Below are 26,913 nucleotides of genomic sequence, written 5' to 3'. Positions count from 1 at the left end.
ACAGGCGCACGACTCCCATGACTCCACCCCTCCCGCGCAGACCCCGCTGGCGCAGCCTCGCCCTCCTGGCGCTTTGCCTGGCGCCGCTATTGTGGCCGCTGGAGCATCTGGCCGAGCGTTATTACCGCAGCGAACTGGCCGGCCAGAACCGCCAGACCCTCGACCTGTACGTCGCCAACCTGCTCGGCACCCTGCACCGCTATGAAGTGCTGCCGCAAATCCTCGGCGACCTGCCGGCACTGCGCACTGCATTGGACGCGCCCAACGTCAGCACCAACCTGGTCAACGCCAACCTGCTGCTCAAGGAGGTCGCCGCCCAAGCCGGGGTGGAAGTGATGTACCTGATGGACACCACCGGCAAGACCCTCGCGGCGTCCAATTGGGATAAACAAGATAGCTTTGTCGGGCGCAACTTCTCGTTCCGCCCGTATTTCAGCGAAGCCATGGCCGGGCGTCTGGGGCGGTTTTTCGGCCTGGGCACTACATCGGCCAAGCGCGGTTATTTCTTCGCCGCCGCCGTACGTGACGGCGATAAGATCATCGGTGTATTGGTGGTCAAGGTCGACCTGGACCACACCGAAAGCCTGTGGGGCAACACCCCGGAACAACTGCTGGTCACCGACCATAACGGCGTGGTGATCCTGACCTCGCGCCCGCAATGGCGATTCCGCGCGACCCGTCCGCTGACCGCTGAAGAACGCCAGGCCATCATCGCCATCCAGCCCTACCCGACCCGCGACCCGCAGCCGTTGAGCCTGAGCAGCACCGCGTGGCTGCGCCAATCCACGGCCATCGCCGAAACGGGCTGGAATGTGGAAATCCTTGCGCCACGCTCGTTGATCAACCGCCCGGTGCGCACCGTGGTTGCCGTCGGCGGCGCGACGCTGCTGGTGTTGATGTTGCTGCTGGGACTGATGATGCAACGTCGCCGTCACTACCTGGAGCGCATTGCGTTCGAAGCCAAGGCCCGCCGCGAGCTGGAAGCGCGGGTGGTCGAGCGTACCAGTGACCTGGAGGGCCTCAACCGGCGCCTGAAACAGGAAGTGCTGGAGCGCGAACACGCCCAGCAGGAGCTGGTACGGGCCCAGGACGACCTGGTGCAAGCGGGTAAACTGTCGGCGCTGGGCACCATGTCGGCGAGCATCAGTCACGAACTCAATCAGCCCCTGGCCGCCATTCGCAGCTACGCGGAAAACGCCGAAATCCTGCTCGACCATGAACGCACCAATGACGCCCGCGGCAACCTCAAGCTGATCAGCGAACTGACCGGGCGCATGGCCTCGATCATCGCCCACCTGCGCGCTTTCGCCCGTCGCGACCGCCATGCGCCCGAAAGCGTGGCCCTGCAACCGGCGCTCGACGATGCGCTGGCGTTGCTGGCCAAGCGGCGACGGTCGATGGAAGTGGAACTGATCCGCGACTTGCCGGAAGCCACCCTCTGGGTACAAGCCGGCGAAACCCGCCTGCGCCAGGTGCTGGGCAACCTGCTGGCCAACGCCCTCGACGCCCTCACCGAAAAAGGCCCGCCACGTAGACTCTGGCTGAGTGCCGAAACCACCGAACAGGGCGTCAACCTGTACATTCGCGACAACGGCCCGGGTTTTTGCATGGAGGCCCTGGGGCGCGCCAGCGAGCCGTTCTACACCACCAAGACACGCACCCAGGGCCTGGGCCTGGGGCTGGCGATCTGCGAGACCCTGATGCGTGCCTTCGGCGGCGAACTGCTGTTTGCCAACCACAAGGAAGGCGGCGCGCTGTTAACCTTGAAATTGCGCGCCGGCTCGCCGGGCGTCAGTCTGCAACCGTCCGAGGACCGCAGTGTATGAGTATCGATAACCAGATTCAGGTGGTGTTGATCGACGACGATCCACATCTGCGTCAGGCGCTGTGCCAGACCCTGGACCTGGCCGGGCTGAAAGTCCTGCCCCTGGGCGAAGCCAGCGGCCTCACCGCACGCCTGTCGCGGGACTGGCCGGGGGTGGTGGTCAGCGATATCCGCATGCCCGGCATGGACGGCCTGGAGCTGCTCGCCGAACTGCACGGCCAGGACCCGGACCTGCCGGTGCTGCTGATCACCGGCCATGGCGATGTGCCGCTGGCGGTGCAAGCCATGCGCGCCGGTGCCTATGACTTTCTGGAAAAACCCTTCGCCAGCGACGCCCTGCTCGAAAGCGTCCGCCGTGCCCTGGCTCTGCGCCGCCTGGTACTGGACAACCGCAGCCTGCGCCTGGCCCTCAGCGATCGTCAGCAATTGAGCACGCGACTGGTCGGGCATTCGCCGCAAATGCTGCGCCTGCGTGAACAGATCGGCGCCCTGGCCGCGACCAAGGCCGATGTGCTGATCCTCGGCGAAACCGGCGCCGGCAAAGAGGTGGTGGCGCGTGCGCTGCACGACCTGTCGAGCCGCCGCAGCGGGCCGTTCGTGGCGATCAACGCCGGGGCGCTGGCTGAATCGGTGGTCGAAAGCGAGCTGTTCGGCCACGAGCCTGGTGCCTTCACCGGCGCGCAGAAACGCCGCATCGGCAAGTTCGAGTTCGCCAACGGCGGTACCTTGTTCCTCGATGAAATCGAAAGCATGAGCCTGGACGTGCAGGTCAAACTCTTGCGCCTGCTGCAGGAGCGTGTGGTGGAGCGGCTGGGCGGCAATCAACTGATCCCGCTGGATATCCGCATCATCGCCGCCACCAAGGAAGACCTGCGCCAGTCGGCCGACCAGGGTCGCTTCCGTGCCGACTTGTATTACCGACTCAACGTCGCGCCGCTGCGTATTCCGCCGCTGCGTGAGCGGGGTGAGGATGCCTTGATGCTGTTCCAGCACTTCGCCGATGAAGCCAGCAGTCGTCACGGCCTGCCGCTGCACGAACTGCAACCGGGCCAGCGCGCCCTGCTGCTGCGCCATAACTGGCCGGGCAATGTACGCGAACTGCAAAACGCCGCCGAACGCTTCGCATTGGGGCTGGAACTGGCACTGGATGCCACGCCGGACAACCCTGCCGCCGGTGTGTTGACGTCCACCTCGGGTGGCCTGAGCGAACAGGTCGAGCAGTTCGAAAAAAGCCTGATCGCCGCTGAGCTGACCCGCCCCCACGGCTCCATGCGCAGCCTCGCCGAAGCCCTCGGCGTACCGCGCAAGACCTTGCACGACAAGCTGCGCAAGCACGGCCTGAATTTCGCCAACCAAAGCGGCGATGACGAATGACCGCTCCCACTCGCCAAGAGGCCCCCATGAACCGCGACAGCCGTTACCTGGAATCCATTCTTCACCACGACATCCCCCTCACCCGGGAAATGGGCCTCAAGGTGCTCGACTGGCACCACGGGCGGCTGGAACTGCATCTGCCCTTGCACGCCAACATCAACCACAAGAGCACCATGTTCGGCGGCAGCCTGTATTGCGGCGCAGTGCTGGGGGGTTGGGGCTGGCTGCACTTGCAACTGCGTGAAGAAGGCATCGAAGACGGGCACATCGTGATTCAGGAAGGGCAGATCAGTTATCCGCTGCCGGTCACGCGGGATGCAACGGTGGTGTGCCAGGCGCCGGAGGAGAAGGTGTGGAAGCGCTTTTTAGCGACGTACCAGCGCTATGGCCGCGCGCGCATCACGCTGGAGACGTGGGTTGTGAATGAAGGCAGCGAGGAGCGTGCAGTGGCCTTTACCGGGCAGTACGTCCTGCACCGCTGACTGCCACCCCCCCTCCCACCTTCCGCCTCAGGATCTGGCCAGGGTCAGCAAGCGCTCGCGCCACGCAGCCTTGGCCGGCAACGCCAAAAAGAACGGGTTCAACAACGATGCCCGCGCCGGGTAGCTGAACGGCTCACCGCTCAGCTCCAACACTTCGCCCCCCGCGCCTTCGAGTACGCCCTGGGCTGCCGCCGTGTCCCACTGCGAGGTCGGCGCCAGGCGCGGATAGCAGTCCGCACTGCCCTCGGCCAACAAACAGAACTTCAGCGAGCTGCCGATATTCGTCAGCTTCAACGCGCCCAGGCCTTCGCTCAGCCCGCCCAGTAAACGCTCCTGCTCCGCGCTGGTATGCCGACGACTTGCAACTACGGTGAACGACTCGCCCGCTGCCGGTGCTTCACGCACCTGGATCTGCTTGGGCGCTTCATTCACATCGGATCGCCAGGCACCCAAGCCGGCGCCACCGAAGTAGCAACGGCCGTTGGTGGGCATCGAGACCACGCCGAACACGACGCGGCCCTGTTCGATCAGGGCGATGTTCACGGTGAATTCTTCGCTGCCGGAGATGAATTCCTTGGTGCCATCCAACGGATCCACCAGCCACCAGCGCTGCCAGCCGGCGCGCACGCTCTGGTCGATATCGGCATCTTCTTCGGACAGCACCGGAATGCTCGGGTCCAGCGCGGTCAGGCCGGCCAGGATCAGGTGATGAGCGGCCAGGTCCGCGGCCGTCACCGGCGAATCATCGGCTTTGGACGTAACGGCCACGTCAGCGCGCCAGTACGGCAGGATCACTTCACCGGCCTGACGGGCCAGCTCGATCACCGGGGCAATAAACGGGTGGCCTAAAAACAGTTCGCTCATGCGTTAAACGCTCCTCGCTGGGTCAACAGGTCTCGTACCAGGTACAGCGCGGCCAGAGCCCGGCCTTCGCTGAATTGCTCATTTTGCGCCAGCATCGACAGCTCGCGCAGGTTGACCCGGTCCACACGCATCGGCTCAGGTTCATCGCCTTCCAGGCGTTCTTCATAGAGGTCGGTGGCCAGTACCACCTGGATTTTCTGGCTCATGTAGCCAGGCGACAGCGACAGTTCCGTGAGGTGCTCCAACTGCCGTGCGCCGTAGCCCGCCTCTTCCTTGAGTTCGCGATTGGCCGCCGCCAGTACGTCTTCACCGGGCTCGATCAACCCCTTGGGCAACGACAGCTCATATTCGTCGGTGCCGCCGCAGTATTCTTCCACCAGCAACGCATGGTCTGCGTCGATCATGGCCACAATCATCACCGCGCCGTAGCCGGCACCGCGACCGACCAGGCGCTCGTAGGTCCGCTCAACGCCATTGGAGAAGCGCAATTGCACTTCCTCCACGCGGAACAAACGGCTACTGGCGACTATTTCGCGGGCGAGGACGGTGGGTTTCTGGCGCATGAGCGGCTCCTTGGCGTGATCGGGTTACTATACCGTGGCTTTTCCGATTGTCTGTGTCGGATATCTTTACTTACATGAGACCGCCCCATGCCCTCTTTGCCCTGGCACGCCATCGACACTGTCCTGCTGGACATGGACGGCACCCTGCTCGACTTGCATTACGACAACCACTTCTGGATGGAACACCTGCCCCAGCGCTACGCCGAACTGCATGGCGTGAGCCGCGCCCTGGCCGAGATGGAGTTGCAGCCGCTGTTCGAGCGTAACGCCGGACAGTTGCAATGGTATTGCCTGGACTTCTGGAGTACCGAACTGAAGATCCCGGTGCGCGAACTCAAGCTGGAAACCGCGCACCTGATCGCCCTGCGCCCGGATGCCGACACATTCCTCACGGCAATCAAACGGGCCGGCAAGCGCGTGATCCTGATCACCAACGCTCATCGTGATTCCCTGTCATTGAAGCTGGAACGCATTGAACTGGCGCCGTATTTCGAGCGGTTGATCAGCTCCCACGATTACGGTTTCGCCAAGGAGAACCCGCAGTTCTGGGATGCCCTGCAAGCCGATATCGGCTTCGACCCGGCACGGAGTTTGTTTATCGATGACACCTTGCCGATCCTGCGCAGCGCCCAGGCGTTTGGCGTGGGGCATTTGTTGGCGGTAAAGGAGCCGGACAGCAAGAAAGGTCCAAAGGACACGGCGGAATTTGCGGCGGTCGACGACTACCGAGATCTCATTGCCGGACTCTGACCCCATGTGGGAGGGGGCTTGCCCCCGATTGCTGTGCATCAGAGACACATTCAGTCACTGACACACCACCATCGGGGGCAAGCCCCATCCCACCTTTCGTCCTGCGTTTTACTCAGGAATACGCAGCGTCTGCCCTGGGTAGATTTTGTCCGGGTGCGACAACAGCGGCTTGTTGGCTTCGAAGATCTTGTTGTACTGGTTGGCGTTGCCATACACCGCCAGGGAAATCGCGCTCAGTGTGTCGCCCTTTTTCACCACGACGAAACGGGCGGCAGCCACAACAGGCCCGGAAACGGTGATCTGGTCATCTACACTGGCCACACCGGCAATGTTGCCCAGCGCCAGCAGGATCTTCTCTTTCTCTTCCTGGGTGGCGACTTCACCGGTCACCGTCACCTTGTCGCCATCCACCGTGGTCTGCACATTCGGATTACCCAGGCCCACTTTGGCCACGTGCTCCTTCAACTGCTCACTGGCGTTTGCATTACCCGGCGTCAACAGGTCGACAATCTTTTCGCCGGCTTCCTTGATAAAGCTGAAAATGCTCATAGTGCGCGCTCCTTGTTAATTGATTTCCAGATGCCCAAGACTAGACCAGTCCTACCGACTTGGGTTCCAGCCCGGCAAAAGACCCAAACGCGCTAGAATCCCCCCGCCATTGGAATAAGCCCTGGAGCGAAGATGGACATCAAACAGTTGAAATTCCTCATCGCCCTCGACGAGACCCGCCACTTCGGCCAGGCGGCCGCGCGTTGCCACATCACTCAACCGACCCTGTCGATGCGCCTGCGCAGCCTTGAAGAAGAGCTGGACCTGCCTTTGGTCAATCGCGGCCAGCGCTTCGAGGGCTTTACCGCCCCCGGTGAGCGCGTGCTGGCCTGGGCACGCACGGTGCTGGCGGCGTACGACGGCTTGCAGGCCGAAGCGGCCGCCTGTCGCGGCAACCTCGTCGGCACATTGCGCCTGGGCGTGGTGCCGTTGTCGAGCTTCGATCCCTTGGCATTGATGCAGCAACTGCACAAAGAACACCCGAACCTGCGCTTCGAGCTGTCGGCGCTCAGCTCCGAACAGATCCTTGAGCAACTGGCGAGCAATCGCCTGGACCTGGGCGTGTCTTACCTGGAGCGCCTGGACGCTGAGCGCTTCGACTCGCTGGCCTTGGGCGAAACCCGCATGGGCCTGCTCTACGACCAACGCTTCTTCAGCTTTGGCGACACGCCATTGAGCTGGGAAGCCCTGATCGAACTGCCCCTGGGCATGCTCACCAGCGGCATGCACTTTCGCCAATCCATCGACCACAACTTCCACAGCCGTGGGCTCAACCCGCAGCCATTGTTGCAGACCGATGCCGTCCATCAGTTGTTGCAAGCCGTGCATGGCGGCTTGTGCTGCGCCGTGATGCCTTTGGACGGTGGCCTGGATGCACTCACCGAGCATCTGCGCCTGCAGCCGATCGAAGACGCCCATACACTCGCGCGCCTGGGCTTGATCATGCGCCGCAGTGCACCGCGCTCGGCGCTGGCAGAGGCGTGTTTCGCGCTGTATCAGAAATCGCAAAACGAGTCTTGATCGACGTCATCTATCGGAAGATCAGTACTGGCGATTAGACGCGACGCTTTGTCGCGCCTAGTCTAAACACTGATCAATCCGCCGGTGGTACTGCCCCATGAACGCCAAGCGCCCAGTCTGCGCGGCGCCCGCTCTTGAAACGCCAGCGCCCGCCGCCAGCCAGAGCTACCAGTATTGCAATCTCGAACATACGGAATTCGCCAGCACAGCCCTGGCCGAGGAAGTGGCGTTGGCGATTGCCTACAACGACATCAGCCAAGCGGTAATGCTGGTGACGCCGACAGACCTGGAAGACTTTATCGTCGGCTTCAGTATAGGCAGCGGCATTATCGCCGACGTTAGCGACATTTATGATCTAAAACTCAGCGGATCGGGCTCTGCTCAATACGCCCAGGTGCAGATCTCCAGCCGTGCCTTCTGGAACCTCAAGCAACAGCGCCGGCAACTGGCCGGCACCAGTGGTTGCGGTCTGTGCGGTGTAGAGGCGGTAGAACAAGCATTGCCTGACCTTGATGTACTGCCGGGCGCGCCTTTGCCGCCTGCCGAATGGCTGGATGGCCTGCGCCAACGCATCAGCGCGTTCCAGCCCTTGGGCCAGTACAGCGGCGCCGTGCATGCCGCCGTATTTATGAACGGCCAGGGCGAATTGTTGCTGGGCCGCGAAGACATTGGCCGACATAACGCCCTGGATAAATTGATCGGTGCATTGATCCGCCAAAAAATTCCGACCGAAGGCGGCCTGGCGATTGTTACCAGCCGTTGCAGCCTGGAGTTGATCCAGAAAGTCCTGCGCGCGGGTATCCAGACCCTGGTCAGCCTGTCGTCACCCACCGGCCTCGCCCTGCAATGGGCGCGCCGGCATAACCTCAATCTCATCCACCTGCCGCAGAAAAGTGCGCCGCGGGTCTACAGCCCTGCGATGGAGAACCAGCCATGAGCCAGCACCACCAAGCCGACCAAACCCCGACCCCGCGCTACAAGCCCTATAAAGGTCCGGCCGGCGGCTGGGGCGCACTGATCAGCGTGGCGCAGGCCTGGCTGACCAGCGACAACGCGCTGAAAAACCTGCGCATGATGCTCAAGACCAACCAGAACGGCGGCTTCGACTGCCCGGGCTGCGCCTGGGGTGACTCGCCGGAGAGCGGCATGGTCAAGTTCTGCGAAAACGGCGCCAAGGCGGTCAACTGGGAAGCTACCAAGCGCCGTGTGGATGGTGCATTTTTCGCCAAGCACAGCGTCACCGCCTTGCTGGAACAGAGCGACTACTGGCTGGAATACCAGGGTCGCCTGACCGAGCCGATGCGCTATGACGCCGAAACCGACCGCTACACGCCCATCAGTTGGGAAGCGGCCTTCGACTTGGTCGGCAGGCACCTCAACGCCCTGCCCAGCCCTGACATGGCCGAGTTCTACACCTCGGGTCGCGCCAGCAACGAAGCGGCCTACCTGTACCAATTGTTCGTGCGCGCCTACGGCACCAACAACTTCCCGGACTGTTCGAACATGTGCCACGAAGCCAGCGGCGTTGCCCTGGCGCAAAGCGTGGGGGTCGGCAAAGGCACCGTGACCTTTGATGACTTCGAACATGCCGATGCGATCTTCGTCTGGGGCCAGAACCCCGGCACCAACCACCCGCGCATGCTTGAACCGCTGCGTGAAGCGGTTAAACGCGGCGCTCAGGTGGTGTGCATCAACCCACTCAAAGAGCGCGGCCTGGAACGCTTCCAGCACCCGCAACACCCGCTGGAAATGCTCACCAACGGCGACAAGCCAACCAACACCGCCTACTTCCGCCCGGCGCTGGGGGGCGACATGGCCATCCTGCGCGGCATGGCCAAGTTCCTGCTGCTGTGGGAACGCCAGGCCCAGGCCGAAGGCAAGGAGGCCGTGTTCGACCACGACTTCCTCAACGAGCACACCGCCAACGTGCTGGAATACCTGGGCAAGATCGACGATACCTCCTGGGATGAGATCGTCGAACAGTCCGGCCTGACCCTGGTCGAGATCGAGCAAGCGGCGCGCATGTACGCCAAAGGCAAGAACGTGATCATGTGCTGGGCGATGGGCATCACCCAGCACCGCCATTCGGTGCCGACCATCCAGGAAATCGCCAACCTGATGCTGCTGCGCGGCAATATCGGCCGCCCAGGCGCCGGCCTGTGCCCGGTGCGTGGCCACAGTAACGTGCAGGGCGACCGCACCATGGGCATCAACGAACGCCCTCCGGTGGCGTTCCTCGATGCCCTGGAGCGTCGCTTCCAATTCCAGGTGCCGCGTGAAAACGGGCACAACGTGGTGGAAGCCATCCACGCCATGCTCGAAGGCCGCTCCAAGGTGTTTATCGGCCTGGGCGGCAACTTCGCCCAAGCCACGCCGGACAGCCTGCGTACCTTCGAAGCCCTGCGCAATTGCGACCTTACCGTGCAGATCAGCACCAAGCTCAACCGTAGCCATTTGATGCACGGCAAAGATGCACTGATCCTGCCGTGCCTGGGCCGTACCGACATCGATATCCAGGCCGAAGGCCCGCAAGCGGTGACGGTGGAAGACTCGTTCAGCATGGTCCACGGTTCCAATGGCCAGTTGCAGCCGCTGTCGAAACTCATGAAATCCGAACCGGCAATCCTGGCCGGTATCGCTGCCGCGACCCTGGGCAGCAAGCCGGTGGACTGGAACTGGCTGGTGGCCGACTACAGCCGCATCCGCGACCTGATTGCCGACACCATTCCCGGCTTCAAGGACTTCAACGAGAAGATCAAGCATCCGGGCGGTTTCTATCTGGGCAACTCCGCGGGCGCGCGCCGCTGGAATACCCCGTCGGGCCGCGCCAACTTCCGCCCGAACATCCTGCCCAAGGACTTGATCCACGAACGCACCCACGCGACCGGCCGCGTACCGGACCTGATCATGCAATCGATGCGCTCCCACGATCAGTACAACACCACCATCTACGGCCTGGACGACCGCTACCGTGGCGTCAAGGGCCAGCGTGACGTGCTGTTCGTCAACGAAGCCGACATCATCCGCCTGGGCTTCAAGCCAGGGCAGAAGGCCGACATCGTGTCGTTGTGGGAGGACGGCCGCGAGCGCCGTGTGAAGGGCTTTACCTTGCTGGCGTTCGATATTCCGGCGGGGCAGGCTGCGGCTTACTACCCGGAAGTGAACCCGCTGGTGCCGTTGGAAAGCACCGGGGATGGCAGCCATACACCGACGTCGAAGTTCGTGGCGATCCGGTTGGAAGCGGCGAGCGACAATGGCTTGATCATGGCGCGCTCGGCCTGATCGGGACCGTTGTGGTGGGCAGACTTGTATTGGCCTGCTCGCCACAGGGAATTACCCGCAAAGGAATTTCAGGCACAAAAAAGGCCGCTTTTGCATAAAAGCGGCCGTTCCGAAGTAGCTAAAGACTCGCAAAACAGGCTTAAGTTCCCGAGTAAAAACAGTAACTTATAGAATTGTGTACAACTCGTGCTACTGGTCGGATTTCTATTGTCACAATCCAGATACAGCCTCAGGATCGCGCCGTCATCCTCTTGAGGTCTCCCTAATGAAGTTCTCCTCGATTCTCTTGTTGTCCCTTGGCCTGGTCAGTGGCGCAGCCATGGCCGGTGGCACCACCGAAGCCGGTGTGGGCGGCGCATTGGGCGGGGTTCTGGGTTCGGTCGTTGGCCAGCAGCTAGGCGGCAACACGGGTTCGACCATCGGCGCAGCCTTGGGTGGCGCGGGTGGTAGTGCGGTGGGCGCCGACAAGCGCAGCCGTGGCGAAGCCGCTATTGGCGGCGCATTGGGCGCAGCCGGCGGCAACGTTGTGGGCCGCAGTGTCGGCGGCAGCACCGGCGCACTGATCGGTTCAGCGGCCGGCGGTGGTGCCGGTGGCGCACTGGGCAACTACATGGGCAACAAGAGCGATGACGACGACCGTCGCAGTCGTGGCCGTGATCACCGCCGTTATGACCGTGACGACCACCGTGGGCGCGGTCATGCCTATGGGCATCGCAAGAACAAGCATCACTACCGCGACTGATAGTTGCTGAGTGCAGGAGCCGGCTTGCCGGCTCCTACAGGGTGATCAACCGCTGCAATGCCTCGCGCAACCGCCCCGGAATAGTCACCGGCTGGTTCGTCCCCCGATCCACGAACACATGCACAAACCGCCCCGCCGCACAGGCGTCTTCTTCGCCCGCCTTGAACACCGCCAACTCGTACTGCACTGAGCTGTTGCCCAGCTTGCCCACCCGCAGGCCGATGTCGATGCGCTCGGGAAAGGCGATCGACGCAAAGTAATCACACGCCGAACTCACCACAAACCCCACCACATCGCCGTCCTGAATATCCAGACCACCTTGCTCGATCAGGTAGGTATTCACTGCCGTGTCAAAGAAGCTGTAGTAGGTCACGTTGTTCACATGGCCATACACATCGTTGTCGTGCCAACGCGTGATGATCGGCTGGAAGTGAGGGAAATCGGCGCGTTGCGGTACGGTATCAGGCATCGGGTCATCTCGTGAAAGTGAGTTACAGGTCATTCAAATGGGCCTGGGCCCACTCGCGTACCTCGGCGTACGGATACTCTTCCAGCACAGCAAAACCCGGAATACCTCGCGCCTTCAGCTTGGTAAACAACGGCACGCTGATGCCCCCGAGGAAACGCGTCAGGCGTTCCGCGCCAGGCAGTTGCCCGGTGTGTTCATGATGCCTGTGGATAAAATCGCCGCACAGCTCCATGAAGTTCTTATCCACAAGCGGCGGCAAGCCCGGCGGCGAAGGAAGGCGCGCAACATGACCATGGCACACCGAGCAATGCCCACAACGCTGCAGTGCATTTTCATCGCCAAAGTACTGTGCCAGGCGCTGCCCCAGGCAGTGTTCGGTGGCAAACAGATCGAGCATGGCGTGAATCCGCGCGACTTCTGCCACCTCGTGCTGCTTGAAGCCTGTGTATAACTCAACGCTCAACACCTGTGGATCGAAATCGGTCTCCAGCAGGCTGTAGACCTCGGTCATTTGCTTGCTTTCCAGTTCGATCAGGCCCTGCTCCTGGAAATAATCCAGCGCCTTGACCACCCGATTGCGCTCGGCGTTGTGCTGCTGATACAGCACGTCGAAATCCACTGTCGCCCAGCTCCTCGCGCGCTTGCAAACCTGGATGATCGCCGCGACAAACTGCTGCCGCTCACCGGAGAAACGTGCCAGCAAAGCCTCAGGTTCGACCAGGTATTTGAAACGGTACTCGGCATAAAACGCGTAACGCGGCGCGATCACGCCCTTGAGCTCCAACTGCACCAGCAGCGTCTTCAACGGCAGCTCGCGGATATTGCTGAGGTCCGACAAGGACCTGAGCAAAAACTCCCACTGCCCATCGCCCCGCGCGGCCTGCAACTCTTCCAGCACCCGCCGGATACCTTCCTGCTCTGGCGTATCGCCGTACACGAAGTTTTCCAGCACATTGAGGCTGTCGCGATTGGCCAGCACCAGGCAGTCGGATGGCTGCCCATCACGCCCCGCCCGGCCAATCTCCTGGCTGTAGTTCTCGATGGATTTGGGCAGGTCAAAGTGCACCACGTTGCGGATATCACTCTTGTCGATGCCCATGCCAAACGCGATGGTGGCGACGATGCAATTGGAGCGTCCACCCATGAAGCGCTGCTGGATGCCCTCGCGTTTATCGTGGGGCAGACCCGCGTGATAGGCCTCGGCCTGGATGCCGTTGCGATTCAGGTGCTCGGCAATCTGCTCGGCGGTTTTCTGCAAGGTAACGTAGACAATGCTCGGCTGGTCGACGCGCTCACTCATCCACTGCACCAGCCGGCGACGCTTGTCCGCACCGCTGACCGGCTCCACCAGCAGGTTGAGGTTGGGCCGGTAGAAGCCCGTGGTGACCACATCGTCCGGGGCAATGGCGAACTTGGCCTGCATGTCGGCAATCACCTTGGGCGTGGCTGTCGCCGTCAGCAGCAGTGCTTGTGGGATATTGAACTGACGCTGGTAGTCCGGCAGTTTCAGATAGTCCGGACGGAAGTTGTGACCCCATTCGGAAATACAGTGGGCCTCGTCCACCACCAACAACGAGATCCGCACACTTTGCAGGAAGTTACGGAAGCGCTCGTTCTTCAAGCGCTCCACCGAAATCATCAGGATCTTGAGTTCGCCCGACCGCGCACGGGCCATGACCTCATTGGCCTCATCGCGGTTCTGGGCCGAGTCGATACTGCCCGCCGCAATGCCATGGCGCTGCAGGAAACCCAGCTGGTCCTGCATCAACGCCAACAGCGGCGATACCACCAGCGTCAGGTGCGGCAGCAACACCGCCGACAGCTGGTAACACAGGGACTTGCCCGACCCGGTAGGGAAAATAGCGGCCGCCGAACGCCCGGCCAGTATGGCGCTGACCGTTTCTTCCTGGCCCGGACGAAACTGTGGATAACCAAAGACCTGTTGGAGGGTGTCGTGCATAGGCTGTCACTCCATTGACCGCTGAGGGAGTCAAAAACATAGATCAGCGATCGAGAATAGGTCGGGGATAAACGCTACAAACTGATACAGAGAAAACCAGCAGGCCGACGCAAAAACGAAGACATTAACATGCCTGATCACAAGCGCCCGACACGGAGTCGTGAATGTCGCACAAGCCAGTATTCCCATCGCTACGCCCGATCCTGCTCACATTGCCGCTGTTGCTGTTGGGGTGCGTGACCCCATCCTCCCCAAAGCCCGCCGAGCCGGATACACAGCGTTTTGAAACCCTCGAATACCTGGCGCAAAAAGCCCTGCCCGTCGTCAAGGCATCAGCACTCTACGCACGGGGTGGCACAGGCCAGGGTGTCAAAGTGGCACTGATTGATTCAGGCCTGAACCAGGACCTGCCTGAGTTCTACGGTCGCGTGGCCGACCCGGGCTACGACTTTGTGCGCAGCCAGCCAGGAACGCTCGATATCAAGGGTCACGGCACCCAGATGGCCGGTATTCTCGCCGCCAACAAGAACGACCAGGGCATCCACGGCATTGCGTTTAACGCCCAGTTGATTCCCATGCGCTTCGGTGATGACAAGGAGCCTTTTTATTTTGACAGTGAAATTGCCCGGGCCTGGACGCTCGCACACACAAAGGGCGCACGGATCTTCAGCAACTCATGGGCCAATCCCATCGAAGCCAACACCAACGAAGTTCCCATCTATGAACGCTTGATGGGGGACTCATTGGACGTGGCGAAAAAGCTGGTCGCCGAGGGTGATGTTTTCGTGTTTTCCACCGGCAATGAGGTCAAGCGTGAGCCGCTTGCCGAGCCCGGCCTGCCGGCACTGGTGCCTGAACTGGAGAAGGGCTGGATAGCCGTCATGGCACTCAAGAGCGACGGCACCGCCATCAATCTCAAGTCCAACTATTGCGGCCTCGCGGCGCGCTGGTGCATCGCGGTACCGGGAGGTGACGGTGGTGCAGGGCTGTTGACCACCAACAAGGACGGCAGCTACGGACCTACGGCCGGCACTTCGCCAGCCGCTGCGCTGGTCAGCGGCGCCTTGGCTGCCTTGCAAAGTCGCTTTCCCGAAATGACGCCGCAACAAGTGCGTGACCGCCTGCTCAGCACCGCCAATCGAACAGGCATCTACGCCAACAGCGAAGCCTATGGGCGTGGGTTGATGGACCTGGACGCTGCCTCGCGCCTGTAATCGTGCCCAAACGAACAACGCGCCCTAAGGCGCGTTGTCGGTAGAACATTTGTCGCTGTGTATCAGCGGTTCTGCACCCGCTCGATCGCCGTGTCATACACCGGGTTAGCCTTCTGCTCCTTGGCCAACTGATAGTGACGCAACGCATCCGGGAACTGCCCCGCCGCTTCGTAGATCCGCGCAATGTTGTAGTAAGCGCCCGCTCGCACCGTCGCAGCGTTCGCGCCCGTGGCGAGGGCGATAGCCTTGCGGTTGGCCCAGATCGACTCGGCGGTGTTGCCGGCCTTCTGATACGCAAGGCCCAGGTTGCCGTAGGCCTTGCCGAAACCATTGTCCAACTCGATAGCCTGGCGGAACAGGTCGATAGCCTGGTCCAGCTTGCCGGCCTGGTAAGCCGCTTCACCTTGCACGTTCAGACGTTTCGCATCGGCTTGTGCAGAAGAGCTCACCGCCACAGCGGTAACGGCCACGCTGTCATCCAGCAACGGTTTGACTTCGTTAAGCACGTTCGCCGCGTTCACCGTCACGCCACTGAAGGTGTTGATGTCCTGGAAGTCGCCACTGCCGGTCATGCGGAACACGGTCCACAGGTTGCCGCTGCGGTTTTTCGGCACGTAGTAGGTACGCACCAGCGATTGGCCCATGTACACGAATACCTTGGCTTCGCTGTTGGACAGCTGGCGCGAGCCTGGATTGCCGCCGTTGGTGAAGTCATGCACGGCATACACGTAGCTTTCGCCGTAGTGTTTTTTCTGCAGGGTGATGGTTTCCGGGCCGTAGCTGTCGACGTCATCCACGTCCAGTTCAGCGTCGGTGCCCGTCTTGTTCTCGAAGTAGATATTGTTGCCAGGGAAGATCATGTGGGAGTCGAGGTCTTCCGGGGTTTTGCCCCAGGTCAGTACCACACGCAGGCCGTCGAGGTTTTCCATCACCGGGCTGATGGCATACGTCATCCCGGCGCATGGGCACTTCACCACCAGGTTCGAGTAGCCGGGCTTCTTGATGATCAGAAGATTGGTGGCATCGTCTGCGGCTTCGCTGGTGAGGGTCACTTGCCCCTGGGCGTTGGTACGGCCCACTACGTTCTGCGCACCGTTGCGTTGCAGCAACACCTCGGCGTCGGCGATTTTCTGGTCCTTGACCACCGCACTGAGCACTTCAATCGGCAATTGCGCCGCCTGGACTGAAAACGCGACCGCACACAATGACATTGCCGAAGCAACACGCAGCAAACCCATGCTTAACTCCCTTTAAGTAGCGGGCGGAATCGCCCTGCAAGATTTTGCGGTGAAACATACTCCGAAATGCGTGCGCTGGCGGATTATTTATACAGAATGTGACGTGGTTTTTATCCCGCCTGCCTGTTGAAGCGTTGCGCTACAATCAAACCTTGCTACCCAAGAGTACGCTGTCATGAGCGAACCGACGTTTGAGCAAAAACAGGATCATTACCACAAGATCCGCCGTTCCAATTACCTGGCCAGCCTGCGCCTGGAAGGGTTCGACACCCAACCGGCCGACGTCGACAAGCCCTTGCCGACCCGTGAAGCCGTCCTTGCCAAGTACCGCAACACCCCACGCTGATGCTCGACAAATACGGGGTGGGCCAGGATCCGTACTGCTATCCCGGTAGCAGCGTCCTGCGCAACCGCCTCGATCTGCACGACGAAACCCGACTGCACCAGGCCGAGCGGGAATTATCCGAAATCGCCGTAGGCAACCTACCTCTCTTCCCGCCGCCCTACGACCTCGAACGCCTGCAACACATCCACCGCGTCCTGTTCGGCGACCTCTACGACTGGGCCGGTGAACTGCGCAGCGTCAACATCCAGAAGGGCGACACGCTGTTCTGCACCCCGGAACGCATCCCGCCGGAAGCGGCGAAGATCATCCGGCAAATGGAGGCAGCGAACTGGTATGTCGGGGCGAGCCAGGCCGAGCTGGTGACGCAGATTGCCGAAGCCTATGGCGACCTCAACGTCATCCACCCCTTCCGCGAAGGCAACGGCCGGGCGCAGCGGATTTTGTTCGAGCAGATCATCGTGAATGCCGGGTTTTCAGTGAACTGGTGGCTGGTGAAACACGCAGCGTGGATACCGGCGAATATTGATGCGGTGGCCTGTGATTATCGGGGGTTGGAGGCAATTTTTGAGCGGTGTGTGAGTAGGCCGGTCGGCAACTGACACACCCCAGCCCCCCACTCACATCACTTGCCTGTTTTGCTGTTAAGTCACTGCAAGCCACAAATCCCGGAAAGCCCTGTAAGAAACCTCCAAATACCACGACATCCCCTTCTGAAACTGCTTAAAACTCCTGCCCACCCCTCTATAAAACTCACCTTTCTCTGACTGAAACTGGCGCCCTTTCAGTAGCCCCGGCAAATACAAGTGAACATTGAAAGGACTCAACATATCGGCCACGGCTCAACAGCTCCAGAGTGGCTAAGACGATGAACGAATACATCGAATGGATTTATCTGCTCCTCCTCATCGCACTGGCCGCCATAATTGACAGGTCAATAAGGCTACCAGTGCTCAGAAGATGGTTTGGACTCTGCCTCTTGGTCACCGGCCCAATACTTCTGTTGTATGCCACCTCATGGATCAGAGGTGCCCAGCTTGGGAGCCTGCCGATAATCGCCTTCGTGACAGGCATCGGGTTATTGAGCACTCAGAATATCTATTGCAAAGTAAAAGCCAATCACCCACTCCTGCGTGCCCCCACCATGAACCTCGCCCCCAACTTCCCCGAAGACCCCGTTATGCAGCAACTCCTGCAGCTTTTGCACGAAGAAATCGGCCTGCCAAAACACAAGACGATCCGCCTGCAAACTTCGATCAACTTCGACCTGGGCTGCGACGGCAGTGAGGCCAAGCACCTGATGGAAGCGCTGGAGCAGGAATTTGCCCTCGACCTGGGTGACTACGACACTTATCGTTACTTCAACCCGCCGGTGTTCGATGTGTTTCTCAAGCGTCGGGCCAAGGGGCGCGGCGAAAAAGTGCCGCTGACCATCGGCATGCTCTACCTAGCGATCAAGACCCACAGCTGGGACACGCAGACGCTGGAAAACCTGAGCTGAGCGAACACAAACTCCAGGCACACCGGTACTCAAATTGTGGCAGGGGGCAAGTCCCCTCTCACATTCGATGAGCGTGCTCAAAACAACAAGGACCTTACATGGACGTAACAATGGGCCTGCTGGCCGCCCTGCTCTGGGGCGGCACGGATTTTCTCGTGGGCCTCAACGCCCGCGCCGTGGGCGTAAAACGCGCGGTGTATTTCGGCCAGGCGCTGGGCTTTCTGATCATGACCCTGCTGCTGGTCATCCTCCCGACCTTCCTGTTCAAAGCCCTCGACGCCGCGCTGAGCGTCTGGCTGCTGGGCATCGCTGCCGCCCTGTTCACTGTCTCCGGCGCTCTTGCACTGTCCAAGGCCTTTGCCCTGGGCAAAGCCGCCATCGTGGCGCCGCTGGTGACCTCCTACGGCGTGGTGACCACACTTCTGTCCTGGGCCAGCGGTGAACACATCAGCCCGACGCAACTGGGCTGCATCGCCCTGTGTGTAATCGGCGTGATCCTCTCCAGCATCCATAAGGACAACGGCGTCCCCCACAACAACCCCAGCCAGTCGATCGCCTACGCCATGCTCGCCGCCCTGCTGTATGGCACCAGCTTCTGGCTGCAAGGCCGCTACACACTGCCGGCGCTGGGACCGATCACCATGCTGTGGCTGGGTTACCTGGTAGGCCTGTGCGTACTGCTGGTGATGGTGTTGAAGATCAAGGACGGCTTGAAAATCCCACCGCTGAAAAACTGCGCGACGCTGACCGGGGCGAGCTTGATGAATCTCGGCGGGTTCTCGGCGTTTTCATGGGGGGCGATGGCGGGGTCGGTGTCGGTGGTGACCGTGATCAGTACGTTGTCGGGCGGGATCGCGGCGATCCTGGGACTCGTGTTTTTCAAGGAACGGTTGTCGGCGGTGCAGGTGCTGGGGGTTGTGCTGGTACTGGTCGGCGCAGTGGTTTTACATATCGCCGACTAATCCGACACGCACAAAAAAGCCGCCTCACAAGAGGCGGCTTTTTCACAACCACTGAATCTTACAACTTGGGACCCGCGGCCTTGATCGCATCGCTCACTTCAAACTTCTTGAAGTTCTCGATGAACAGACCGGCCAGCGCCTTCGCCGCTTCGTCGTAGGCAGCCTTGTCGGCCCAGGTGTTACGTGGGTTCAACAGGCCGGTCTCAACGCCCGGTACGGCCAATGGCACATCGAGGTTGATGGTGTCGAGGTGTTCGGTTTCAGCACCGACCAACGCGCCGCTCTGGATCGCTGCAATCACGCCGCGAGTGGTCGGGATGTTGAAGCGCTTGCCGACGCCGTAGCCGCCGCCGGTCCAGCCGGTGTTGACCAGGTAGACCTTGGAGCCGAAGCCGCGGATACGCTTGATCAGCAACTCAGCGTATTCGCCAGCCGGACGCGGGAAGAATGGTGCGCCGAAGCAGGTGGAGAAGGTCGACTTGATGCCACCGCCGGAACCCATTTCAGTCGAGCCCACCAGTGCGGTGTAGCCGGACAGGAAGTGGTAGGCCGCTTGTTCTTCGCTGAGGATCGACACCGGTGGCAGTACGCCGGTCAGGTCGCAGGTCAGGAAGATCACCGCATTTGGCTCGCCGCCCAGGTTCTTCTCGGAACGCTTGGCCACGTGCTCCAGCGGGTAGGCGGCGCGGCTGTTCTGGGTCAGGCTGACGTTGGTGTAGTCGGCGTGCCCGGCTTCGTCGATCACCACGTTTTCCAGCACGGCGCCGTGCTTGATGGCTTTCCAGATGACTGGCTCGTTCTTCTCGGACAGGTCGATGCACTTGGCATAGCAACCGCCTTCGATGTTGAACACCACGCCTTCGCCCCAGCCGTGTTCGTCGTCACCGATCAGGTAACGGCTTTCGTCGGCGGACAGGGTGGTCTTGCCGGTGCCCGACAGACCGAAGAACAGGGTCACGTCGCCTGCTTCGCCGATGTTGGCGGCGCAGTGCATCGGCAGTACGTCGGAAGCCGGCAGCAGGAAGTTCTGCACCGAGAACATGGCTTTTTTCATTTCACCGGCGTAGCGCATGCCGGCGATCAGGACTTTTTTCTGTGCGAAGTTGAGGATCACGCAACCGTCGGAGTTGGTGCCGTCACGCTCTGGCACGCATTCGAAGTTGGCCACGTTGAGCACTTGCCACTCGTCACGACCGGCCGGGTTGTACTGGGCCGGGTTGATGAACAGGCAACGACCGAACAGGTTCTGCCAGGCAGTCTGGGTGGTCATTTTCACAGCCAGGTAGTGGTCTTCGGAAGCCCCTACGTGAACGTGGGAAACAAAATGCTCTTGCGCGTTGTTGAATGCCTCGACGCGAGCCCAGAGGGCATCGAACTTGTCGGCCGGGAACTTGCGGTTGATCGGGCCCCAGGCGATGGAAGCCTGGGTGGATGGCTCTTCAACGATGAAACGGTCGACCGGCGAACGGCCAGTACGGTGACCGGTTTCGACGACCAGCGCGCCAGTATCGGCGAGCACGCCTTCACCACGCTGCAGGGCTTCTTTAACCAGATCGTCAACACTCAGATCGGTGTATACGGCGTTGTTGGCTTGCGTCATGAGGTTCCCCGTCGGCCTATGGCCGAGTGCTCCAAACGTTTTGTAGTAGAAAGTTGCGCACTACTACCGCGAAAAAAGTGGGCCGGATTATGCCAGAAAAGCCCAAAAAGAGTAGGGCCCTCCCGTCAGAACTGCGCTAATCCGGCGTTTGTCAGGTGATTTACCTGTGCTTAAACGTTTTAGTGGCGGGTGTCGGAAGGGGTGTCGATGCCTGCGCCGGCGAACAATTGCGCTACATCGGCCGCATCGAACAGGTAGCGCTCGTTGCAGAACTGGCAGTCGATCTCGATATGGCCACCGTGCTCCACCACCAGGTTTTGCGCATCTTCCAGGCCCAGGCTGGCCAGCGCATTGGCCGAACGCTCACGCGAGCAACTGCAGTTGAAGCGCAGGCCCTGTGCGTCAAACAGTCGCACGGCCTCTTCGTGGTAAAGGCGGTGCAGGATGGTTTCGTTGTCCAGGCCCAGCAATTCTTCAGCTTTCAGTGTGTCAGCCAGGGCGATGATGTGCCGCCAGCTTTCTGCGCGATCATCTTCGTCTTTGATACGGTCAGCCGGCAATTGCTGCAACAACAGGCCGCGGGCGCGCTTGCCGTCGGCGTTAAGCCAGAACTTGGTGCCCACCTGCTGGGACATGACGAAATAGTTGGTGAAGCAGTCCGACAGGGTTTCGCCATCCAGATCGACGATGCCCTGATAGCGCTGGCCTTCGGTCGGGTCGATGGTAATTGCCAGCACGCCGTTGGCCATCAGGTCGGACAAGGTGGCATCCGGCGCGATCTGATCGGCTTCATAACGGGCCAAGCCACGGATTTCACGCTCGCTGGAGCATTCGATCATCAGCATCGGCACCGGGCCTTCGGAACGCGCCTGCAGAATCAGCAAACCGTCGAACTTCATGGTGCCCACCAGCAACGCTGCCGCGGCCATCAGCTCACCGAGCAGTTGCGCGACCGGCTCCGGATAAGGGTGCTTGGCAAGGACTTCGGCATAGCTGCGCTCCAGCGAGACCAGTTCGCCGCGGGCGTCGCTCTCGTCGAAGATGAAGCGTTGGGTGAAGTCGGTATCCGGTAGATCAGTCATAGGTCTGGGTATCTGAATTGATGACAAAATGATTACAAGGTTTATAGAATTAAACGCTTTAGCACCGTTTTGGTGCGGTTTCTAGAGCCATGAGGGACAGTTTATGAACAATCCGGGTTTGTTCCAAGCCAAGTGGAACCTCGGGCGATGGGCCGTCTGCAATCTACTCGCTATCGGGCTGCTGTGTTTTTGGCTGTGGCCCACCGGCCAGATGCTGTGTGTGATGTTCGACGAGTGGCTGTTTCACCTGCTCAATGACCCGCTGGCGAGCAGCTCCACATGGCTGCACGTGTGGGCTGTCGCCAGTTTGCGACCGTTCGATGCAGTGGTCGGGGTGATTCTGCTGATGCTGTTGATTCGCGGCGATTGGGTGTTCAAGGCGGTGCAACTGCGCCAGGCCTTGTTAGGTTTTGTCGGCATTCTGTTGCTGTTGCTGTTTATCCGCATGCTGTTTTCCAAACTCGCCGCGCACATGGGCTGGCAACACAATAGCCCGTCCATGGTGATCAGCGGGGCGATCCAGATGAGTGACTACTTCCCGGGCCTGGAGAAGACCTGGGAGTTGAAGGACCGTTCGAGTCAGAGCTTCCCGGGGGACCATGCCTCGGTGCTGCTGATCTGGGGGATGTTCATGACCGTGTTCGCCAAGCGCATCGGCCAGGTGCTGGTGATCTGGGGCCTGGCGCTGCTGTTCATGATGCCGCGTCTGGTGGCGGGAGCACATTGGGGGCAAGACGATTACATCGGCGGTGTGTTGCTGGCGCTGTTGGCGTTGGGCTGGGGGTACTACACACCGTTTGCGGCGAAGGTATCGGGTGGGTTGTTGCGGGTAACGGCGCCGGTGTTCGGGATGGCTGCTCGTTTACCCATAGTGGGGCGAATGAGCGTCGTTAGAACACCGCAATAATCTGTGGCGAGCGGGCTTGCCCCGCTCACTACAAAAGCCCGTTCGATTGAGGCTAGTCATCGTTGCCACTGCCGCGAAACTTGAACAGGTCGCGGCGTTGTTTCTTGCTCGGTTTGCCATCGGTGGTCATGCCAGTGGCACCGGCCTTGCGCATCGCCGCCGCATTTTCACGCTTGGCAATGCTGGCTTCGGTTTCGGCGTATAACGCTTGCGCTTCAGGTGCGCCACGACGAACGATGGAAAGCGCCTGAACCACGACCGTCTTTTCATCAAACCCTGCACGAATCTGAAACTCATCACCGACACGTGGCTCTTTGCCCGGCTTGCAGCGTTCGCCACGATGATGCACCTTGCCGCTCTCGATGGCGGCCTTGGCCAGGGCACGGGTTTTATAGAAACGCGCCGCCCACAGCCACTTGTCCAGACGGACCTTTTCTTCCTCTTCCTGCTTTTGAGCCACTTGAATTCCTCGCTCTGAAAAATGTCGCAACTTTACCGTTGAAACCCTTCGACGCATAAATCCCAAGGCTCACCTAAGATACGCCAGGTAGCATCCTGTTTTCGCGAGGATATGTTGTGACCGAATTCCCCCTTTCACTCACCTCGCCCAACCAGCGCTGCGTGGGTTGCCAGCAAAGCGAGCCCCTCGGGTTTGATTTTGCGTTCGCTTACCAGCCTATCGTAGACCTGCGGGACCATTCGATCTTTGCCCATGAAGCCTTGGTGCGTGGCACACAAGGCGAAGGGGCGCTGTCGGTGCTGGACCAGGTCAACGAAGGCAACCGCTACCGCTTCGACCAACGCTGCCGAACCCAGGCGATCGCCGGTGCGGCAACCTTGGGAATGCAAACTCACCTTTCGATCAACTTCATGCCCAATGCCGTGTACCGCCCGGAACTGTGCATCCGTAGCACCCTGGAGGCGGCTCGCGTACATAATTTTCCGTTGAACCAGCTGATTTTCGAGACCCTGGAAAGCGAGCATGTAGATAACTATCGCCATTTGACGAATATTCTGCGTGAATATCGCGAATTCGGCTTCAAGACCGCCATCGACGATTTCGGCGCGGGCTATTCGGGGCTGAACCTGCTGGCCGACTTCCAACCTGACCTGATCAAACTCGACATGGCGCTGATCCGCGATGTTGATCAGGACCGTGTCCGTCAGGTCATCGTCCAGGGGATTGTCACAATCTGTGAGCAGTTGGGCGTTACTGTCATCGCCGAAGGCATCGAAAGTGCCGGCGAACGGGACTTTCTCTCCGACTGTGGAATATTTCTGATGCAAGGCTACTGGTTCGCCAAGCCTGCATTTAAAGCCCTGGCCGAGATATCCCCTCAGGCCTGGGCAAATTGATCGGTTATCCATATTGAAGACATTTGACCATTTGACCGTTGTGGGTCTGCGTGAGTGGGTGGCACTTCCCGACTTGGGAGTCGCAGGCCTGCGCGCGAAGATCGACACCGGTGCCAGCACCTCGAGCCTGCACGCCACCGACATTGAGCCGTTCGAGCGCGACGGCGAGCAGTGGGTGCGTTTTACCGCACACTTGGGCAGCGTCGTGCAACTGCGTCACCGCCGCTGCGAAGCGCCGCTGGTGACGATGAAAACCATCAAGAGCTCCAATGGCCATGCGCAGGTGCGCTATGTCATCAGCACCACGCTGGCGCTGGGTGATCGGGTATGGCGGGTGGAGTTTACCCTGGCCTGTCGCAAGGCCATGCGTTACCGCCTGTTGCTGGGTTCCAAAGCCTTGATTGACGGCCATTTGGTGGTCAATCCCGGCATCAAGTACGTACAAGACAAGCCGGTGTTCCCGGTCTCTACCCTATCTGCCCCAGGTGCTGCATGAAGATTGCTGTGCTGTCGCGAAACCCGCGTCTGTATTCCACCCGCCGCCTGGTTGAGGCCGGCACCGAACGTGGCCACGAAATGGTGGTGATCGACACGCTGCGTGCCTATATGAACATCGCCAGCCACAAGCCGCAGATCCACTACAGGGGCAAGCCGCTGGAAGGGTTTGATGCCGTGATCCCGCGAATCGGCGCTTCGGTGACGTTTTATGGCTGCGCAGTGCTGCGCCAGTTTGAAATGATGGGGGTGTTTCCTCTCAACGAATCGGTAGCCATTGCCCGCTCGCGGGACAAGCTGCGCTCGCTGCAGTTGCTGTCGCGCCGTGGTATCGGCCTACCGGTGACTGGCTTCGCCCACTCCCCCGACGACATCCCCGACCTGATCGACATGGTCAATGGCGCGCCGCTGGTGATCAAGGTGCTGGAAGGCACCCAGGGTATCGGCGTGGTGCTGTGTGAAACTGCGACGGCGGCGGAATCAGTGATCGAGGCGTTCATGGGGCTCAAGCAGAACATCATGGTGCAGGAATACATCAAGGAAGCCGGTGGTGCGGATATCCGCTGCTTCGTGGTGGGCGACAAGGTGATTGCGGCGATGAAACGCCAGGCAAAGCCAGGGGAGTTCCGCTCCAACCTGCACCGTGGCGGCAGCGCCAGCCTGATCAAGATCACCCCGGAAGAACGCATGACCGCACTGCGGGCGGCCAAGGTGATGGGGTTGAGTGTGGCGGGTGTGGATATATTGCGCTCCAACCATGGGCCACTGGTGATGGAGGTGAATTCATCACCGGGTCTGGAAGGGATCGAGACCACCACCGGGAAGGATGTGGCGGGGATCATCATTCAGCATCTGGAGAAGAATGGTGGGCCAAATATGACCAGGACCAAGGGCAAGGGCTAGAGAAGCAGCCAACAGCCTCAAGCTTTAAGCTGCAAGGACAGGCAAAGCAATTCACCTTTCTCTTGCAGCTTTAAACTGGGAGCTTGCAACTGTGCCTATACCGCATCCCTGGGCAACATCAGCCCAAGCGGCAAGCGCACCCGCGCCTCCAGGCCACCCTCTTCGCGGTTGCGCAACTCAACATTGCCACCATGCATCGAAGCAATCCGCCGCACAATCGCCAACCCAAGGCCAGTGCCCTTGCCACCCCGGGCACGGTCGCCACGGGTGAAGGGGTTGAAGATGCCTTCCAGCTCGTCCGGGTCGATGCCCGCCCCACGGTCCATCACGCTCAGCACCACATAGGGCGCTGCACTGTCGCCAGACACATACGCCGCCACTTCCACGTCAGAACCGGCGTGATGCAAGGCGTTGCCAATCAGGTTGTTCAACAGGCGCTTCATCGACACCCGACGCAACGCAAACGGCCGGATCGGCTCCAGACGCATGCGCACCTGTTCGCCGTTCTGGTTATAGGGCGCGACCACCTCACGCACCAGGTCCGTCAGGTCGACTTCTTCCACTACCTCATCACGGCCATCGCGGATAAACGCCAGGAACTGGTCGAGAATCGCGTCCATGTCCTCAATGTCGCGGACCATGTCATCGGTGAGATCAGTATGGTTGCCCATCAACTCCAGCGACAGGCGCAATCGCGTCAACGGTGTGCGCAAGTCATGGGACACCCCCGCCAGCATCAACTCGCGCTCACGCCCAGCCTGTTCGACGTCTTCCGCCATCTGGTTGAATGCGCCATACACCTCGGTCATTTCGCTGGGCGTATCGCTGACTGGCAGGCGCACACTACGCCCCTGACCCAACTGGCGGGCGGCAAACACAAGACGCTTGAGCGGTTGGTTGAGCTGACGCACGAAGATCCACGCCGACGCCGTTGAAAGCAGTCCGATCGCCAGGAACCAGCCCAGCACGTTCCAGATTTTCTGCCCCCGCAGCGGATGCGGATACAACGGCACCTTCAACCAGTCCTCGCCCAGGCTCGGCGCACGCACCCACAATGCCGGCGATACATGCATGCGCAACCGCACCTCGGTATCTTCACCGAGTTCAGCCTGCATCTGGCGCTGGTAGATCTCACTGTAGGGCCAATGCTGCTCGCCTTCCGGCACACCCGCGCCCGCCACACGAACCAACGTAGCGGCCTTGGCGATTTTTTCGCGATTCTCAGGGTCAGCTGCCCAATAGGCACGCAGGGTAAGGGCAACACCGTGACTGTATTGTCGATCCACCAGCACGTCCTCGTTCATCAACAGATAAACCAGCGTGAGTGCCTTGGAAAACAGAACGACGATCAGCACCAGCCAAAGGGTGCGGGAGAAGAAACTTTGGGGGAACCACAACGGGGTTTTCATAGAAGACAGCTGGATACCTTGCA

Annotated in this window: 27 protein-coding genes; 17 read left to right on the top strand and 10 right to left on the bottom strand. The window is 60.5% G+C overall.

The annotated features are described in order from the left end of the window. The first annotated feature begins 17 nt into the window (after positions 1 to 17). From LUU92_RS01400 to LUU92_RS01390, 3 genes are read left to right on the top strand one after another with little or no spacing between them, the layout of a single operon-like run. A complete protein-coding gene (locus LUU92_RS01400; RefSeq protein WP_071492473.1) occupies positions 18 to 1,826 on the top strand; it encodes a sensor histidine kinase in 1,809 nt (602 codons plus the stop codon). Next, on the top strand, positions 1,823 to 3,199 hold the full coding sequence (locus tag LUU92_RS01395) for a sigma-54-dependent transcriptional regulator (RefSeq protein WP_257103050.1): 1,377 nt from the start codon (positions 1,823 to 1,825) through the stop codon (positions 3,197 to 3,199). Before LUU92_RS01400 ends, LUU92_RS01395 begins: the two co-directional genes overlap by 4 nt. 26 nt (positions 3,200 to 3,225) lie before the next feature. Then, on the top strand, positions 3,226 to 3,681 hold the full coding sequence (locus LUU92_RS01390; RefSeq protein WP_071492475.1) for a YiiD C-terminal domain-containing protein: 456 nt from the start codon (positions 3,226 to 3,228) through the stop codon (positions 3,679 to 3,681). 27 nt (positions 3,682 to 3,708) lie between these two features. Here the strand turns inward: LUU92_RS01390 and cysQ are convergent, their stop codons facing one another. Both cysQ and nudE read right to left on the bottom strand, forming a co-directional pair. Then, on the bottom strand, positions 3,709 to 4,545 hold the full coding sequence (gene cysQ / locus LUU92_RS01385; protein ID WP_071492476.1) for a 3'(2'),5'-bisphosphate nucleotidase CysQ: 837 nt from the start codon (positions 4,543 to 4,545) through the stop codon (positions 3,709 to 3,711). Beyond that, positions 4,542 to 5,108 carry an ADP compounds hydrolase NudE gene (gene nudE / locus LUU92_RS01380; protein WP_071492477.1) on the bottom strand — a complete coding sequence of 189 codons (567 nt, stop codon included), beginning with the start codon at positions 5,106 to 5,108 and terminating at the stop codon, positions 4,542 to 4,544. The genes cysQ and nudE overlap by 4 nt, the downstream gene beginning before the upstream one ends. A gap of 87 nt (positions 5,109 to 5,195) precedes the next feature. Here nudE and yrfG point away from each other — a divergent pair, with 87 nt between their 5' ends. Next, positions 5,196 to 5,858 carry a GMP/IMP nucleotidase gene (gene yrfG, locus LUU92_RS01375; RefSeq protein WP_071492478.1) on the top strand — a complete coding sequence of 221 codons (663 nt, stop codon included), beginning with the start codon at positions 5,196 to 5,198 and terminating at the stop codon, positions 5,856 to 5,858. Positions 5,859 to 5,966: 108 nt separating this feature from the next. Here the strand turns inward: yrfG and lysM are convergent, their stop codons facing one another. Further along, the gene (gene lysM, locus LUU92_RS01370; RefSeq protein ID WP_071492479.1) at positions 5,967 to 6,407 is read right to left on the bottom strand and encodes a peptidoglycan-binding protein LysM; all 441 of its coding nucleotides are present in this window, start codon (positions 6,405 to 6,407) and stop codon (positions 5,967 to 5,969) included. A gap of 132 nt (positions 6,408 to 6,539) precedes the next feature. On the opposite strand from lysM, the gene LUU92_RS01365 reads away from it, so the two are divergent. From LUU92_RS01365 to LUU92_RS01350, 4 genes are all read left to right on the top strand, one after another. After that, positions 6,540 to 7,427: a LysR family transcriptional regulator gene (locus LUU92_RS01365; RefSeq protein WP_222540777.1), complete on the top strand. Its 888-nt coding sequence runs from the start codon at positions 6,540 to 6,542 to the stop codon at positions 7,425 to 7,427. A gap of 97 nt (positions 7,428 to 7,524) precedes the next feature. Next, complete coding sequence (fdhD, locus tag LUU92_RS01360) at positions 7,525 to 8,364, top strand: formate dehydrogenase accessory sulfurtransferase FdhD (RefSeq protein ID WP_071492481.1); 840 nt, start codon at positions 7,525 to 7,527, stop codon at positions 8,362 to 8,364. Continuing rightward, complete coding sequence (locus LUU92_RS01355; protein ID WP_071492482.1) at positions 8,361 to 10,709, top strand: FdhF/YdeP family oxidoreductase; 2,349 nt, start codon at positions 8,361 to 8,363, stop codon at positions 10,707 to 10,709. The genes fdhD and LUU92_RS01355 overlap by 4 nt, the downstream gene beginning before the upstream one ends. A gap of 265 nt (positions 10,710 to 10,974) precedes the next feature. Then, positions 10,975 to 11,451 carry a glycine zipper domain-containing protein gene (locus LUU92_RS01350; RefSeq protein ID WP_058424794.1) on the top strand — a complete coding sequence of 159 codons (477 nt, stop codon included), beginning with the start codon at positions 10,975 to 10,977 and terminating at the stop codon, positions 11,449 to 11,451. A 34-nt stretch (positions 11,452 to 11,485) separates the two neighbouring features. On the opposite strand, the gene LUU92_RS01345 is transcribed toward LUU92_RS01350, so the two are convergent. Both LUU92_RS01345 and LUU92_RS01340 read right to left on the bottom strand, forming a co-directional pair. Beyond that, positions 11,486 to 11,920, bottom strand: a complete 435-nt coding sequence (locus LUU92_RS01345) for an acyl-CoA thioesterase (RefSeq protein WP_071492483.1) — start codon at positions 11,918 to 11,920, stop codon at positions 11,486 to 11,488. Positions 11,921 to 11,942: 22 nt separating this feature from the next. Then, positions 11,943 to 13,880, bottom strand: a complete 1,938-nt coding sequence (locus LUU92_RS01340) for a RecQ family ATP-dependent DNA helicase (RefSeq protein WP_257103049.1) — start codon at positions 13,878 to 13,880, stop codon at positions 11,943 to 11,945. Positions 13,881 to 14,044: 164 nt separating this feature from the next. Between LUU92_RS01340 and LUU92_RS01335 the strand changes: the two genes are divergently transcribed. After that, entirely contained in the window at positions 14,045 to 15,094 is a 1,050-nt protein-coding gene (locus LUU92_RS01335; protein WP_257103048.1) for a S8 family peptidase, read from the top strand. A 62-nt stretch (positions 15,095 to 15,156) separates the two neighbouring features. Here LUU92_RS01335 and LUU92_RS01330 read toward each other — a convergent pair whose 3' ends face one another. After that, positions 15,157 to 16,332 carry a tetratricopeptide repeat protein gene (locus LUU92_RS01330; protein WP_092248522.1) on the bottom strand — a complete coding sequence of 392 codons (1,176 nt, stop codon included), beginning with the start codon at positions 16,330 to 16,332 and terminating at the stop codon, positions 15,157 to 15,159. Between the two features lie 175 nt (positions 16,333 to 16,507). Between LUU92_RS01330 and LUU92_RS01325 the strand changes: the two genes are divergently transcribed. The 4 genes from LUU92_RS01325 to LUU92_RS01310 all read left to right on the top strand — a co-directional run bounded on the left by LUU92_RS01325 (position 16,508) and on the right by LUU92_RS01310 (position 19,138). Continuing rightward, positions 16,508 to 16,678: a YhfG family protein gene (locus tag LUU92_RS01325; protein WP_016979054.1), complete on the top strand. Its 171-nt coding sequence runs from the start codon at positions 16,508 to 16,510 to the stop codon at positions 16,676 to 16,678. After that, complete coding sequence (locus LUU92_RS01320; protein WP_257103047.1) at positions 16,678 to 17,277, top strand: putative adenosine monophosphate-protein transferase Fic; 600 nt, start codon at positions 16,678 to 16,680, stop codon at positions 17,275 to 17,277. The genes LUU92_RS01325 and LUU92_RS01320 overlap by 1 nt, the downstream gene beginning before the upstream one ends. Before the next feature lie 266 nt (positions 17,278 to 17,543). Then, positions 17,544 to 18,176, top strand: coding sequence for a DUF1493 family protein (locus LUU92_RS29065; protein ID WP_231999477.1), 633 nt, complete (start codon positions 17,544 to 17,546; stop codon positions 18,174 to 18,176). Between the two features lie 98 nt (positions 18,177 to 18,274). Continuing rightward, positions 18,275 to 19,138 carry a DMT family transporter gene (locus LUU92_RS01310; protein WP_257103046.1) on the top strand — a complete coding sequence of 288 codons (864 nt, stop codon included), beginning with the start codon at positions 18,275 to 18,277 and terminating at the stop codon, positions 19,136 to 19,138. A gap of 58 nt (positions 19,139 to 19,196) precedes the next feature. Here LUU92_RS01310 and LUU92_RS01305 read toward each other — a convergent pair whose 3' ends face one another. Then, positions 19,197 to 20,738, bottom strand: coding sequence for a phosphoenolpyruvate carboxykinase (locus LUU92_RS01305; RefSeq protein WP_071492490.1), 1,542 nt, complete (start codon positions 20,736 to 20,738; stop codon positions 19,197 to 19,199). Between the two features lie 179 nt (positions 20,739 to 20,917). Then, entirely contained in the window at positions 20,918 to 21,820 is a 903-nt protein-coding gene (hslO, locus tag LUU92_RS01300; protein ID WP_257103045.1) for an Hsp33 family molecular chaperone HslO, read from the bottom strand. A 103-nt stretch (positions 21,821 to 21,923) separates the two neighbouring features. Between hslO and LUU92_RS01295 the strand changes: the two genes are divergently transcribed. Beyond that, complete coding sequence (locus tag LUU92_RS01295) at positions 21,924 to 22,727, top strand: phosphatase PAP2 family protein (protein WP_257103044.1); 804 nt, start codon at positions 21,924 to 21,926, stop codon at positions 22,725 to 22,727. Positions 22,728 to 22,779: 52 nt separating this feature from the next. Here LUU92_RS01295 and LUU92_RS01290 read toward each other — a convergent pair whose 3' ends face one another. Next, positions 22,780 to 23,187, bottom strand: a complete 408-nt coding sequence (locus LUU92_RS01290; protein ID WP_058424805.1) for an Hsp15 family ribosome-associated heat shock protein — start codon at positions 23,185 to 23,187, stop codon at positions 22,780 to 22,782. Between the two features lie 116 nt (positions 23,188 to 23,303). Here LUU92_RS01290 and rimA point away from each other — a divergent pair, with 116 nt between their 5' ends. The 3 genes from rimA to rimK are packed head-to-tail and all read left to right on the top strand — an operon-like array spanning position 23,304 to position 25,481. Next, positions 23,304 to 24,083 carry a S6 modification regulatory phosphodiesterase RimA gene (gene rimA / locus LUU92_RS01285; RefSeq protein WP_222540773.1) on the top strand — a complete coding sequence of 260 codons (780 nt, stop codon included), beginning with the start codon at positions 23,304 to 23,306 and terminating at the stop codon, positions 24,081 to 24,083. A gap of 13 nt (positions 24,084 to 24,096) precedes the next feature. Further along, a complete protein-coding gene (gene rimB / locus LUU92_RS01280; protein WP_071492495.1) occupies positions 24,097 to 24,579 on the top strand; it encodes a retropepsin-like aspartic endopeptidase RimB in 483 nt (160 codons plus the stop codon). Further along, entirely contained in the window at positions 24,576 to 25,481 is a 906-nt protein-coding gene (rimK, locus tag LUU92_RS01275; RefSeq protein WP_010214091.1) for a 30S ribosomal protein S6--L-glutamate ligase, read from the top strand. Before rimB ends, rimK begins: the two co-directional genes overlap by 4 nt. A gap of 95 nt (positions 25,482 to 25,576) precedes the next feature. Here the strand turns inward: rimK and LUU92_RS01270 are convergent, their stop codons facing one another. Continuing rightward, positions 25,577 to 26,890 (bottom strand): ATP-binding protein, encoded by a 1,314-nt coding sequence (locus LUU92_RS01270; RefSeq protein ID WP_071492496.1) that lies wholly within the window; start codon positions 26,888 to 26,890, stop codon positions 25,577 to 25,579. Positions 26,891 to 26,913: the final 23 nt, after the last annotated feature.

Source organism: Pseudomonas extremorientalis, from assembly GCF_024584605.1.
Taxonomy (GTDB): Bacteria; Pseudomonadota; Gammaproteobacteria; order Pseudomonadales; family Pseudomonadaceae; genus Aquipseudomonas; species Aquipseudomonas extremorientalis.
Note: the sequence above shows the minus strand (reverse complement) of the source record. Positions and strands in the feature narration are given on the sequence as shown.

What these genes read in the sequence shown, in the direction of transcription:
- LUU92_RS01350 (WP_058424794.1), top strand. Translation starts at nt 10,975, where the DNA reads ATGAAGTTCTCCTCGATTCTCTTGTTGTCCCTTGGCCTGGTCAGTGGC.
- yrfG (WP_071492478.1), top strand. Translation starts at nt 5,196, where the DNA reads ATGCCCTCTTTGCCCTGGCACGCCATCGACACTGTCCTGCTGGACATG.
- LUU92_RS01335 (WP_257103048.1), top strand. Translation starts at nt 14,045, where the DNA reads ATGTCGCACAAGCCAGTATTCCCATCGCTACGCCCGATCCTGCTCACA.
- LUU92_RS01390 (WP_071492475.1), top strand. Translation starts at nt 3,226, where the DNA reads ATGAACCGCGACAGCCGTTACCTGGAATCCATTCTTCACCACGACATC.
- LUU92_RS01320 (WP_257103047.1), top strand. Translation starts at nt 16,678, where the DNA reads ATGCTCGACAAATACGGGGTGGGCCAGGATCCGTACTGCTATCCCGGT.
- LUU92_RS01295 (WP_257103044.1), top strand. Translation starts at nt 21,924, where the DNA reads ATGAACAATCCGGGTTTGTTCCAAGCCAAGTGGAACCTCGGGCGATGG.
- LUU92_RS01330 (WP_092248522.1), bottom strand. Translation starts at nt 16,332, where the DNA reads ATGGGTTTGCTGCGTGTTGCTTCGGCAATGTCATTGTGTGCGGTCGCG.
- LUU92_RS01270 (WP_071492496.1), bottom strand. Translation starts at nt 26,890, where the DNA reads ATGAAAACCCCGTTGTGGTTCCCCCAAAGTTTCTTCTCCCGCACCCTT.
- LUU92_RS01400 (WP_071492473.1), top strand. Translation starts at nt 18, where the DNA reads ATGACTCCACCCCTCCCGCGCAGACCCCGCTGGCGCAGCCTCGCCCTC.
- LUU92_RS01305 (WP_071492490.1), bottom strand. Translation starts at nt 20,738, where the DNA reads ATGACGCAAGCCAACAACGCCGTATACACCGATCTGAGTGTTGACGAT.
- fdhD (WP_071492481.1), top strand. Translation starts at nt 7,525, where the DNA reads ATGAACGCCAAGCGCCCAGTCTGCGCGGCGCCCGCTCTTGAAACGCCA.
- LUU92_RS01340 (WP_257103049.1), bottom strand. Translation starts at nt 13,880, where the DNA reads ATGCACGACACCCTCCAACAGGTCTTTGGTTATCCACAGTTTCGTCCG.
- LUU92_RS01365 (WP_222540777.1), top strand. Translation starts at nt 6,540, where the DNA reads ATGGACATCAAACAGTTGAAATTCCTCATCGCCCTCGACGAGACCCGC.
- lysM (WP_071492479.1), bottom strand. Translation starts at nt 6,407, where the DNA reads ATGAGCATTTTCAGCTTTATCAAGGAAGCCGGCGAAAAGATTGTCGAC.
- nudE (WP_071492477.1), bottom strand. Translation starts at nt 5,108, where the DNA reads ATGCGCCAGAAACCCACCGTCCTCGCCCGCGAAATAGTCGCCAGTAGC.
- LUU92_RS01395 (WP_257103050.1), top strand. Translation starts at nt 1,823, where the DNA reads ATGAGTATCGATAACCAGATTCAGGTGGTGTTGATCGACGACGATCCA.
- LUU92_RS01310 (WP_257103046.1), top strand. Translation starts at nt 18,275, where the DNA reads ATGGACGTAACAATGGGCCTGCTGGCCGCCCTGCTCTGGGGCGGCACG.
- LUU92_RS01355 (WP_071492482.1), top strand. Translation starts at nt 8,361, where the DNA reads ATGAGCCAGCACCACCAAGCCGACCAAACCCCGACCCCGCGCTACAAG.
- LUU92_RS01325 (WP_016979054.1), top strand. Translation starts at nt 16,508, where the DNA reads ATGAGCGAACCGACGTTTGAGCAAAAACAGGATCATTACCACAAGATC.
- LUU92_RS29065 (WP_231999477.1), top strand. Translation starts at nt 17,544, where the DNA reads ATGAACGAATACATCGAATGGATTTATCTGCTCCTCCTCATCGCACTG.
- cysQ (WP_071492476.1), bottom strand. Translation starts at nt 4,545, where the DNA reads ATGAGCGAACTGTTTTTAGGCCACCCGTTTATTGCCCCGGTGATCGAG.
- hslO (WP_257103045.1), bottom strand. Translation starts at nt 21,820, where the DNA reads ATGACTGATCTACCGGATACCGACTTCACCCAACGCTTCATCTTCGAC.
- LUU92_RS01345 (WP_071492483.1), bottom strand. Translation starts at nt 11,920, where the DNA reads ATGCCTGATACCGTACCGCAACGCGCCGATTTCCCTCACTTCCAGCCG.
- rimK (WP_010214091.1), top strand. Translation starts at nt 24,576, where the DNA reads ATGAAGATTGCTGTGCTGTCGCGAAACCCGCGTCTGTATTCCACCCGC.